An 11413-nucleotide genomic window follows, 5' to 3' on the forward strand; every position below is an offset into this window, starting at 1 on the left:
TCTTACAAGTTTTCTTACTCTCATAAGGTATCTTAATATTTTTCAAACATTAGTTATATTTATATCGGCATTATTAAAAAGCATTACCTATCGCCCGAAAAAATGAGCCCTGATATAGAATGTCAGGGCTCCAACCAGCTAATTAAACCATCTATATAAACATTTATGTTATTCTTTTATATTATACAGTTTCTTCAACATCAATTATTGTAATCAGCTTCTGTCAGATTCTAAAAGCCTAGCATAATAGCTATTTTTTACGACTAACTCCTCATGTGTACCTTGCTCTACGATCCTACCCCGATTCATCACCACAATTTGATCTGCATTTCGCACCGTGGATAAACGGTGTGCAATTGTTATGGTAGTAACATTATGCAAAGATGCGTTTAAACCGCCTGACAGGTTACGTTCTGTAATAGTATCCAATGCACTTGTAGCTTCATCCATTATGATAATTGCTGGCTTTCTTAAGATCGTCCTTGCTAGCGAAAGTCTTTGTTTTTCGCCACCTGAAAAACGGTAACCATGCTCACCGATAGGAGTATCATACTGTAAGGGAAGGTTCAATATAAAGTCATGCAGATTTGTAATTTTTGCAGCTGCAACCAACTCCTGATCAGTAGCATAAGGATTGGCAAACAGCAGGTTTTCTTTAATTGTTCCATTAAGCAGGTAAGGGTCCTGTGATACTACACCCAAAATATCGGTCCGTGAGCGAGCACTTAATTTCCGAATGTCAACCCCATCTATATAAATAGCTCCTCTATTTACTTCATAAAGCCCCGCTATGAGATATCCCACAGTTGTTTTCCCGGAACCTGTCGCCCCGACAATAGCAACGTGACTTCCGCCTTTAATATCAATGGTTACATCAGAAAGCAGCTCAGCTCCATCCTCATATGAAAAACTAACATTTTCAAGTTTTACATTTCCTTTTACGTTTTTTTTATTTAAAACAACGGCTCCTGCTATCCTCTTAACCTGAGAAGGCATATCGAGATACTCGAATATACGGGAAAACAATACACGCGTCTTACGCACTTCAATACTTGTCCTTAGTAACTCCTGCAAGGGGAATGTCAATTGTTCCTGCAGTGCATAATGCCATGAGCGTACCGATAGAAACGTGATTGTCGCCCTGCATCCTAAGTCCACCAAGAAGTAAAGTCAGCGCCGGAAGAATAGTCAAAAGCAAATAAATAATCTGCCATTGCCATTCATTAGAAGTACGTGATCGAACTTCCAAATCTGCAACATCTTTTGAGGTTTTTGAAAATTTACCGATCAGAAATCCTGTCTTCCCCATTGTACGGGAAAGGATGATGCCGGGTACAGACAGGGTTTCATTTATCTCTGAAGATAGATCGGCCAGCTTTTGTCTTTGTTTCTCTGCAACTTTTTCCCGTAATTCCCCCACCCAATTACTTAATAGTAGTGTCAATGGAACAACAGTTAGTGAAAACAATGAAAGTTTCCAATCCAGGAGAAACATGGCAATGACAGTCATGATCACAATACTTAGATTTTTAGCTGCTTCCTGCGCAGTATTGGAAACCAATTCCTGCAGTGATCCGATATCCTGCGTAATGCGGGACTGAATTTCCCCACCACGCGTATTGGTAAAAAAATGCAGTGATAGCGAATGCAAGTGCGAATACAGCTTTATTCGCAAATCGTGAAGTACGGATTGTCCGATTTTAGTTGAAATTATCGTCTGAATCATGTTGATTACGGCAGACACCAGTGTTGCCAAAACCATGGCAATGACTAATGTGACCAATAACTGCATATTAGCATGAGGAAGTGCATCATCGATAATGTTCCGTAATAAAAACGGCATTGCCATTCCCGCTCCTGCTCCTATAAAAATAAGCACAATGGAGCCAATTAACTGCCATTTGTAGGGTTTAAAAAATCCGTAAACACGATATAGTGAAACGTGCTTAGTGTTTTTGTTTGTTTCTGTTTCGTGTTTGTGCGTAGAGAATTCCATCACTTCTTTTTTAATTAATTGACATTATGCTTTTAATTTCGGTACAAAAAAAGTGAAAAGCTATTCACTTAGAAAAATAAGATGACGAAGACTCAATAATCCGTGACAAAAGCTGTTGGTCCTTTTTCAGAATAGAAAAAATAATGGCCGCTTTACGTTGAGAACTGAAGCGACCACCTGTAAAAAATAATTGATACAAAGAACCTTCGCTATTCTATAAATATCAATTTCAGTGCAAAATAATACAAAAGAAAAAACGATAAAAAAAAAAAATGACGAAAGTGTAAAAATCCATGATAAAAAGCTTTCGTCCTCCTCTTTCTGATACCACTTACAAAAAATGGCCGATCATTAAAAATGAAACGGCCATCAGTCCAAAATTAAATTGATATGAATAAACTTCGTATCCAATATTACCTACAATAAGCAGAGCCTGCTACGGTCATCCTATCCCTAAAATTCCAAGTAAATATGAACAATAGCGGTTCAAAGAAAAGGACAAAGTAGCTGGCTGGAAAAATAAAGTGACAAAAGTGCAACAATCCATGATCAAGGACTTTCGTCAGCGACTTGTATAAAACTTACAAAAAATAGCCGATCATTAAAAATGAAACGGAAAAAAACACCAAATCAACTAATATATAGAATCTTTATATCCAGAGTAATACATTACAATAAGTAGAACATACTACTGCCAGCCGCCTCCCAAACTCTTGTAAATATGAACAACAGCTATTAATTGTTCTTTTTTTGCCTCAATAAGTTCCTGCCTGGCACTTAAAACATCACGTTGATTCAGTAATATTTCAAGATAATCTGCTCTGGAATTCTTAAATAGCAAACCGGCTATATCTATTGATTGATTTAAAACCTCAGTCTCATTACGTTTCATCTGATAATAAAGATCTATATTTTTAACCTTTGACATTAAATTCGCAACTTCAATGTAAGCATTCAGAATAGTTTTGTCATATTCATATAAAGCCTGTAACTGCCTGGCATTTGCTGTAGAAAAGTTAGCTTTGATAGCGCTTTTATTGATCAGTGGGCCGGCAAGGTCACCTATAATCCCATATGCTATGGACTCTGGCATTTTAATCAGATAGGAAGGCTTAAAAGCGGCCAGTCCCAATGTTGCCGAAATTGTAAAGGATGGGTAGAATTCTTTTCTAGCCACAGAAACGTTTAATTGTGAGGATCGCAGTTCCAGTTCGGCTCTTTTAATATCGGGCCGGTTACTTAACAGCTCAGAAGGAATACCAACTCCAATTTTTTGGGGAACTGTTGATAACAGACTGGATTTATCTCTTGGAATAGGCTGTGGAAACCTTCCCAATAGAGCATTTAATCCATTTTCCTTTTCTGTCATTTCTTGCTGTAAAGTAGTAAGTGTAGCTTTAGATTTAATAAGTTCTGCCTCAAATCTTTTAACAGCAAGCTCAGTACTTACTGCAGCCTGCTTTTGAATTTTTGCTACAGACAGAGCCTTTTCCTGGATCTGAATATACTGCTTCACAATATCCAGCCGGTTGTCCAACGCCAATAAATCGTAATACTGAGTTGAAATCTGCTCGATCAAATTGGAAAGCACAAAATTTTTGCCTTCTATGGTAGCAAGATAATGTGATACAGCTGCATCCTTACCATCCCTTAACTTTTTCCAGATATCCACCTCCCAACTTGTGTTAAGACCCATTCCGAAATTGGGAAGAGGATCCGGCATCTTTCTCCCGGGCTCAATATCTGTAGTGGCATTACCGGCTCCTTCGCTCGTATACCTTGCACTCTTTTTCACACCTGTTCCCATGGACATTGAAACGGTAGGACTCATTGCGCCTTTTTTGAAAAGAACATTGCTTTTGGCAATTTCTATCTCCTGAAAGACCTGCATTAAATCTCTATTATTTTTTAATGCCATGTCAATGAGGTTCACCAGTACCGGATCAGTAATAAATTCCCTCCATTTTACATTTCCTGAATTAAGGGTTTGTGCTTCCTGATCCGGAAATTGCTCCGGAAGATCTTCTTTCATTTCTTGTTTTATGATAGCCCCCTGCGGTGCCTTGCATCCTGTTGCCAAAAACAAGCCCGCTAGCAAAACAAGCCAGGTCTTCCGATGAATCGCCATTTGTGGCTTGATCCGACTGGTACTAAGATCCGTCAGATATCTTCCATTAAAATCGATCATAAGTTGGTAATGTTTTTTTAATATGTATTTAATTGCTATTTTCCAGCTCCAGTATCTAAGTGCTGAGATCATCCGGTTCTGTCAGTGGAATTTCATTCTCATATTTTGCCAGTTTAACTTTTTCGGCAATAGTGGCAAAAATGTAATAAAGGCCGGGAACGATGAGTAACCCGAAAATAGTTCCCATAATCATTCCTCCTGCGGCAGCTGTACCGATAGTTCGGTTTCCTACCGCACCGGGCCCGACTGCAATAACCAAGGGGATAAGACCTGCAATAAAAGCCAGTGAGGTCATAATAATGGGACGAAATCTTATCGATGCTCCTTCAATAGCTGCCTGTGATACAGAAATCCCCTCTGCTTTACGCTGTACGGCAAATTCCACAATAAGAACCGCATTTTTTCCCAAAAGTCCGATCAGCATGACCATTGCAACCTGGGCATATATATTATTTTCCAATCCCAGCAGATGTAGGGATAGATACGCTCCAAAAATCCCGAAAACCAAAGACAGAATAACGCAAAGAGGTAGAACAAAACTCTCATACTGAGCAGAAAGGATAAAGTACACAAATACCAGACAGATCAGAAATATGAATATCGCCTCATTCCCCCGGCTGACTTCATCTTTTGAGATACCTGCCCAGTCAATATCATAGCCTGCAGGCAGTGATTTTTCCGCTACTTCTTTAATCGCTCTTATAGCCTGTTCACTGCTATATCCCGTAGCGGGAGTACCGCTTACCTGAGAGGAATTATACATGTTATGTCTGGTAATTTCTGAAAGTCCATAAACCTTCTCTAAGCTCATAAAACCTGAATAAGGTACCATCTGGCCACTACTGTTTTTAACATATAGTTTAAGAAGGTCTCCAGGTAAGGCCCGATATTGTGGTCCTGCCTGAACAATAACATGGTAAGGACGGTCAAAACGAATGAAACCCGTTTCATAACTTGAACCGATTAAGGTGGAAAGGTTGCTCATTGCATTATCTATGGTCACTCCTTTCTGTTCCGCCAGTTCATTGTCGATACGTAACACAAATTGGGGAAAGCTAGCCGAATAAAAGGTAAACGCTGAACCTAACTCAGGTCTTTTATTGAGTTCCTGTACAAAATCATTGCTCACTTTTTCCATTTCGGCATAATCGCTGCGGCCGGATTTATCCAGAAGTCTTAATTCAAAACCACCGGCAGCACCATACCCCGGAATCGAGGGAGGCTGAAAAAATTCTATGTTAGCGCCCGCTATATCCTTTGCTTTTTCTGCCAGTTTTTCAATGATGTCCCGCGCAGATGATTTCCGATCATCCCAGGCCTTCAGGTTGATCAAGCAGGTCCCGGAGTTAGAGCCTGTCCCTTCGCTCAGCATTTCGTAACCAGCCAGCGAAGAAACAGAGGAAACACCTTCGATTCCCTGTGCCATCTTCTGCAGTTCCAATGCAATACTATTAGTACGTTCCAGGGTAGATCCCGGCGGAGTACGGATAATAGCATAAATCATCCCCTGGTCTTCATCAGGAATAAATCCACTTGCAACTTTTCCATTCATAAAGAATGTTCCCAGCGCAAAGAGTACCAACAAAGGAATTGTAAATATACTTTTCCGGACTATGCGGGTAAGAACTTTAGCATAGCGCTCTGTTCCTGTCTGAAACAAAGAATTAAATCTACCAAGGAATTTTGTCAAAAATGTATTTTTACTTTTCCCATGGTTGTTTTTTAAGATCAATGCGCATAAAGCAGGAGTCAGTGTCAATGCAACAATACCTGAAAGGATAATAGAAGAAGCCATTGTTATGGAAAACTGACGATAAAAAATACCTACCGGACCTGTCATAAAAGCAACTGGTATAAAAACGGCTGCCATGACCAGCGTTATGGCAATTATTGCCCCACTGATTTCCTGCATTGCCTCTTCAGTAGCCTGGAGCGCAGAATAATTCTTCTCTTCCATTTTGGCATGTACTGCTTCGATCACCACAATCGCATCATCCACCACCACCCCGATAGCCATAACCATCGCAAATAATGAAATCATATTTAAGGTAATTCCAAACACCGACATTATGGCAAATGTTCCAACCAGCGAAACGGGTACTGCTAATGCGGGGATAAGTGTTGACCGCCAATCTCCCAAAAATAAAAATACAACAACCGCCACCAGAACAAAGGCTTCAAGTAAAGTATGGATAACCTTTTCCATGGAAGCATCAAGAAAACGGGATACATCGTAACTGATCTCATAATGCATTCCTTTAGGAAAATTCTTTTTTTCAAGTTCAGACATTACCTTTTTGATATTACTGATAACATCACCTGCATTACTTCCATAGGATTGTTTTACAGTAATAGCAGTTGATTTCTTACCATTTAAAGTGGAGTAAATATCATACATTGAGCTTCCGAACTCGATATCGGCAACATCCCGCAACCTTACAAACTCGCCATTGGATTTCGCTTTAAGAATGATATTCTCATATTCTTTCTCACTATTGTATCGCCCGGGATATTTAAGGATATACTCAAGAGACTGTGAACGCTTACCTGAACTGAGCCCCGTTTTTCCAGGGGAGGCTTCGATACTCTGCTCACCAATTGCCTTCATAACCTCGTTTGCTGAAATAGTATAGGAATTCAGGCGATCCGGTTTTAGCCAGATCCTCATGGCATATTCCCGTGTTCCCAATATCTCGGCAACCCCTACCCCTTTTATTCTTCGGAGCTCCGGCATCAGGTTGATATCAGCATAATTATAGAGGAACTTTTGGTCTGACGAAGGATCATCACTATAAAGATTGATATACATCAGCATATTGGGCTCTTCCCCGGTAATTTTAACCCCTTCTTTAACTACGGCTGGTGGCAGCTTATTGACCACAGATGAAACCCGGTTCTGTACTTTTACTGCTGAAACGTTCGGATCTGTTCCCAGATCAAATACAACCTGTATGGCTGCCTCGCCGTCATTACCAGCATTAGAGGACATGTACTTCATCCCCGGCACTCCATTCAATGCGTGCTCAAGAGGAATAATAACAGACTTGACCAAAAGCTCATTATTTGCCCCGGGATATACAGCCCTGATATTTACCTTAGGCGGTGAAATGGAAGGAAATTGCGTTACAGGTAAAGCAAATAGAGACAAAATCCCCAAACTGACGATGATGAGTGATATTACAATAGACAGAACGGGTCTGCGTATAAACATTTTAGAAAACATAATGATCGGTATATTATTCTGCCTTTAGCTGTAATGAAGCAATCGCTTTTTTAGGATCCATCATTTTGGCACTTATTCTCTGGTTGTCCTTTACCTTCTGTACCCCTTCTAATAAGATCACATCGCTAGTTGACAAGCCCGACCCTACAACGTAAAGGTCCTGTAATTCATGGGCGACATGAATGCTTTTTGATTTGACATGTCCTGTGCGGTCTATGACAAAAACATATTTCTGATCCTGAATTTCAAAGGTGGCTTTTTGTGGGATTATGATAGCTTTCTTTAACGGGACCATCATTTCTATTTTTCCTGTTGACCCGTGACGCAGCAGATTACCTGAATTAACAAAATTAGCGCGGAATGCGATATTTCCTGTTTCTGCGTCAAACTCGCCGTCAATGGTCTCGATTTTTCCCTGATTAGGGAACTTATCACCATTAGCCATAATAAGCGATACTTTATTACTTGCCCGATCTTCAGAATGGTTCTGATAATGCAGATACTCCTGCTCCGAAACATTAAAGTAACCGTAGATCCTGCTATTGTCCGAAAGTGTGGTCAATAAATCTCCTTCGTTGATCAGACTTCCCAATTTCAGCGGAAGTCTGTTAATAAAACCCGAAAAAGGTGCTTTGATATCCGTAAATGACAGATGAATCTCGGCGAGCTTTTTTTCAGCCTTTGCTGCATTTACTTTGGCCTGGGCCATGGATTGCTGGTTCTTTGCCACCACATTGTTTTGTACCAGTGTACTGACATTTTCAAGCTCTATCAAAGCCTGCTGGAATTCAGCGTTGGCTTTGGCCAGCTCAGCCTGATACACCTGTGGCATAATCCGAAATAAAGGCTGACCGGCACGAACATACTGACCTTCGTCAATATAGATTTTTTCCAAAAAGCCTTTCTCCTGCGCCCGGATCTCTATTTTCTTCAGGGAAGTTATCTGCGCAACAAACTCCTTACTAATCACTGTATCAATACTTATAGGTTGGGTGACAGGGTAAGTCTGTACAAAATCTTTTCTCTCTTTAGCGCGATCGCAGCCCGTCACTAAGCAGAGGAAAGCAATAGGAATAATTCCAAAGCCTCTTTTGTTCATAATAAATTCAGTATTTCTTTTTTATGGTTGTTGCTAAATCCGGAAGGATGGTTTTTATTTATTATCTGCGCAGCATGCACCGAAAGCCAGTGACATGGAGGACATGCTCATCATTTCCTTGCAGGCAAAGTCACTATCTACTACAAGCTCGTTTGCCGTCTCTGATAATTTACTGTAGTTCAAAAAATCTAATTTCAGGCCATCTCTTACCACTTTATGTTGTTGATCTGCGTAAAAATGCAGAACGCTCACCCGGATTGCCTGATCAAGAGAAGCACTGGAATACTTCTCTTGATGGGCAATATTATTTATCCTTGCCATTTTCATTTTAAAATTTGCTATTGATTATTTTACTTTCTTCTCCTTCTTGGTGACTTGTCATCCGAGTGATCAGAAAAATGACTTTCTTTTTCCTTTGAAGCACGTAATCCGCCGAACTGCCAGCTGAACGTTAACGTTGCTGCCCTGTTATAAAATCTGTTGATCTGCGTACTTTGAAAAGTAGGAGCAAAAGCATAAACAGTCTCCTTAAAATTGTTCTGGAATGGATTGATGACCGCCAGCGTAAGGCTTGCCTTATTATTCATAAAATCCTTCTTTACCGCAAAACGGTAAGAGTAATTTGCTGTAGTTTTACCCTGCAAAGTGATAAAACCATTGCCGTAATCTCCTGAAGCACTGAACTGAAGCCCCTTCATCAGATTGATGGTATTGCTGACGCTTGAATTAAAGAACGTTCCATCGTTTTTCAGTCCTAATGAATTACTTCGGAATTTTAAATGGAATACCTCAGCACCAGCATTGACCGTCCAGATTTTAACAGGATTAAACACTGCATTAACGTTCACGCCCATTCGCGTGCTTTCACCGATATTATCCGGCATGGTATAGGAGATTCCCTTTTCATTCACCCTGGCAATCTGTTCAACCGCATTCTTGTTCGAGCTATAATAAATGCTGCTCGTTAATAGTGTATTTTTGCTTCCGGTATAGGTATGAGAGAGTTCCAGCTTTTTGGTAAGCTCAGGATTCAGATACGGATTACCCTGCGTAATATTTAGTGGATCTGCAGCATTGGCGTACGGATTCAGGTCCATGATCCATGGGCGGCGGATTCTTTCGTTATAATCTAATTTCACCTCATGGCGCTCACCTAATTTCTTTACAACCAATAAATTGGGTACCCAATTAGAAAACTTTCTTTTGTAAGGGGAATTATTCTGAAAGGTCGCATTGATGTCAGTATTTTCAAAGCGAATCCCGGGACGTAATGTCCAGTCATTTCCAAGATCAAAATTTAAGGTAGCGTATGCTGAAAAAATCTGCTGCCTGTACTGCATACTTCCCGAACGGCTAGGATCTACCGGCAGTGCACTGTTAAGAACTTCATACACGCTTTTGGAATTATTTCCCAGATATTTCACCCCCGTTTCCAGTGAGGTTTTTCCCTCCTGTCCAAAAGGATGTGAATAATCAGCCTGAAGACTCCACTCCTTTTCCTTACTGTTATTGGGGCCCCGCTCTGTAAAAGCGAGCTGACCATCCGGTTTGTACTGCTCAGTCAAATAATTGGACACATCAGATGCCGTGGAAGCCAGCCCGATAATCTGCAACTCCTGTCCTTCACGGTGAAATTTTTTCTGATAATTCAATACCCATTCAGAGAAATTGAATTTACCGCTTTGCTCAGTTTTTTGTCTGTATTCCTGATACTGATCAGCATTCTTATATCGGTTAAACAATCCACCCTTTTGCGGCCATGAACCGTTCCAGTAAGAATAACTTGCCTCAAGGGTCTGTAGGGAATCTATTTTATATTGAGCAGACAGGCTTGCAGAACCACCTTTTGTGGTTTGCAGCATATCAGATTCTTGAAACAGCGATCCGGTCTGCTTTCCGTTATTAAGGTTAATTCTGTTAAGTGAAGAAGTTGTTCTTTCACGTTCTTCACTGTAGTTGCCCATAGCAGAGATATTGAACTTTCCTGAACTCATATTTAGCGATAAATTTCCGGTATGCTCCAGATTTCCGCCGGTCATATCCAGCGTTCCGCTAGTTCCTTTTAATTTCTTTTTTGTAATGATGTTCACGACTCCTGCAGCACCCTCCGCCTCATATTTGGAGGATGGATTGGTAATCACTTCCACGGAAACTATGGAATTTGCCGGAATCATCTTTAAGGCTTCTTTCAGGTTTTTTGCCATGATACGCGAAGAAATTCCATTGATCAGCACTTTAATATTAGAATTTCCACGCAGCTTTAGATCGCCGTTGGCCCCTACAGTTAGCATGGGAGCTTTACGCAGTACATCTGCTGCGTTTCCTGATTTGTTACTGATATCCGAAGCTGCATTGTAGATGAGCTTGTCTTTGGTACTTTGAACCAAAGGTTTTTTACGGCTTGCTACAATAGTGACCCCTTCGAGCATTGTACTTTTGGTATCCAGATATATTCTTCCAAGATCAAGGTCTTCCTGTTTCAGAGTTATAACACCGGAATTATAGTCATTAAAACCGATATAATTGACAACAACAGTGATGGCCGTCGAGGGTTTTACTTTTAAGCTAAATGTTCCATCTTTTTGCGTGTTCGTCGAACCTAGTGTCCGACCGGCGGCATCTTTGACTACAACTGTGCTTCCGGCCAAAAGTGCATTTTGGGATGCATTAACGACGGTTCCTTTAACCTCAATTTCATTTCCTGCTGTCTGAGCCATGACCCATGTTGTACTTAACATCAGGGTAAACAACAGTATTTGCCTGCATACGTTTTTTAATAATTCTTTCATTTGCAAAAATTTAGTACTGCAAAACAAGATGATCTATAGCACCATCAGAAATAAAACGGACGAACAGGCCATATTAAATGTCAAAAACCGTTGGTCATTTTAATTTTCCGAATTACCT

Annotated in this window: 7 protein-coding genes; all 7 read right to left on the minus strand. The window is 40.4% G+C overall.

Annotated elements, in window-relative coordinates; genetic code table 11:
* Nucleotides 1-213 precede the first annotated feature (213 nt).
* The 7 genes from AC3FI7_RS07785 to AC3FI7_RS07815 all read right to left on the minus strand — a co-directional run bounded on the left by AC3FI7_RS07785 (nucleotide 214) and on the right by AC3FI7_RS07815 (nucleotide 11295).
* Entirely contained in the window at nucleotides 214-1074 is an 861-nt protein-coding gene (locus AC3FI7_RS07785) for an ABC transporter ATP-binding protein (RefSeq protein WP_491461762.1), read from the minus strand.
* Nucleotides 1046-1996, minus strand: coding sequence for an ABC transporter ATP-binding protein (locus tag AC3FI7_RS07790; protein WP_491461763.1), 951 nt, complete (start codon nucleotides 1994-1996; stop codon nucleotides 1046-1048). Before AC3FI7_RS07790 ends, AC3FI7_RS07785 begins: the two co-directional genes overlap by 29 nt.
* Before the next feature lie 688 nt (nucleotides 1997-2684).
* The gene (locus tag AC3FI7_RS07795) at nucleotides 2685-4124 is read right to left on the minus strand and encodes an efflux transporter outer membrane subunit (protein WP_343659013.1); all 1440 of its coding nucleotides are present in this window, start codon (nucleotides 4122-4124) and stop codon (nucleotides 2685-2687) included.
* A gap of 115 nt (nucleotides 4125-4239) precedes the next feature.
* Nucleotides 4240-7407 (minus strand): efflux RND transporter permease subunit, encoded by a 3168-nt coding sequence (locus AC3FI7_RS07800; protein ID WP_343658881.1) that lies wholly within the window; start codon nucleotides 7405-7407, stop codon nucleotides 4240-4242.
* Nucleotides 7408-7420: 13 nt separating this feature from the next.
* Nucleotides 7421-8506 carry an efflux RND transporter periplasmic adaptor subunit gene (locus AC3FI7_RS07805; RefSeq protein ID WP_343658882.1) on the minus strand — a complete coding sequence of 362 codons (1086 nt, stop codon included), beginning with the start codon at nucleotides 8504-8506 and terminating at the stop codon, nucleotides 7421-7423.
* A 54-nt stretch (nucleotides 8507-8560) separates the two neighbouring features.
* Nucleotides 8561-8827, minus strand: a complete 267-nt coding sequence (locus AC3FI7_RS07810) for a hypothetical protein (RefSeq protein WP_142724458.1) — start codon at nucleotides 8825-8827, stop codon at nucleotides 8561-8563.
* 29 nt (nucleotides 8828-8856) lie between these two features.
* The gene (locus AC3FI7_RS07815; protein ID WP_142724457.1) at nucleotides 8857-11295 is read right to left on the minus strand and encodes a TonB-dependent receptor; all 2439 of its coding nucleotides are present in this window, start codon (nucleotides 11293-11295) and stop codon (nucleotides 8857-8859) included.
* Nucleotides 11296-11413 lie beyond the last annotated feature (118 nt).

The sequence above is a fragment of the Chryseobacterium sp. TQ-BC-N36 genome (assembly GCF_058382295.1).

Bases quoted from the DNA above. Each gene is read 5' to 3' on its own strand.
- AC3FI7_RS07790 (WP_491461763.1), bottom strand. From the start codon at position 1,996: ATGGAATTCTCTACGCACAAACACGAAACAGAAACAAACAAAAACACT.
- AC3FI7_RS07795 (WP_343659013.1), bottom strand. From the start codon at position 4,124: ATGGCGATTCATCGGAAGACCTGGCTTGTTTTGCTAGCGGGCTTGTTT.
- AC3FI7_RS07800 (WP_343658881.1), bottom strand. From the start codon at position 7,407: ATGTTTTCTAAAATGTTTATACGCAGACCCGTTCTGTCTATTGTAATA.
- AC3FI7_RS07805 (WP_343658882.1), bottom strand. From the start codon at position 8,506: ATGAACAAAAGAGGCTTTGGAATTATTCCTATTGCTTTCCTCTGCTTA.
- AC3FI7_RS07810 (WP_142724458.1), bottom strand. From the start codon at position 8,827: ATGGCAAGGATAAATAATATTGCCCATCAAGAGAAGTATTCCAGTGCT.
- AC3FI7_RS07815 (WP_142724457.1), bottom strand. From the start codon at position 11,295: ATGAAAGAATTATTAAAAAACGTATGCAGGCAAATACTGTTGTTTACC.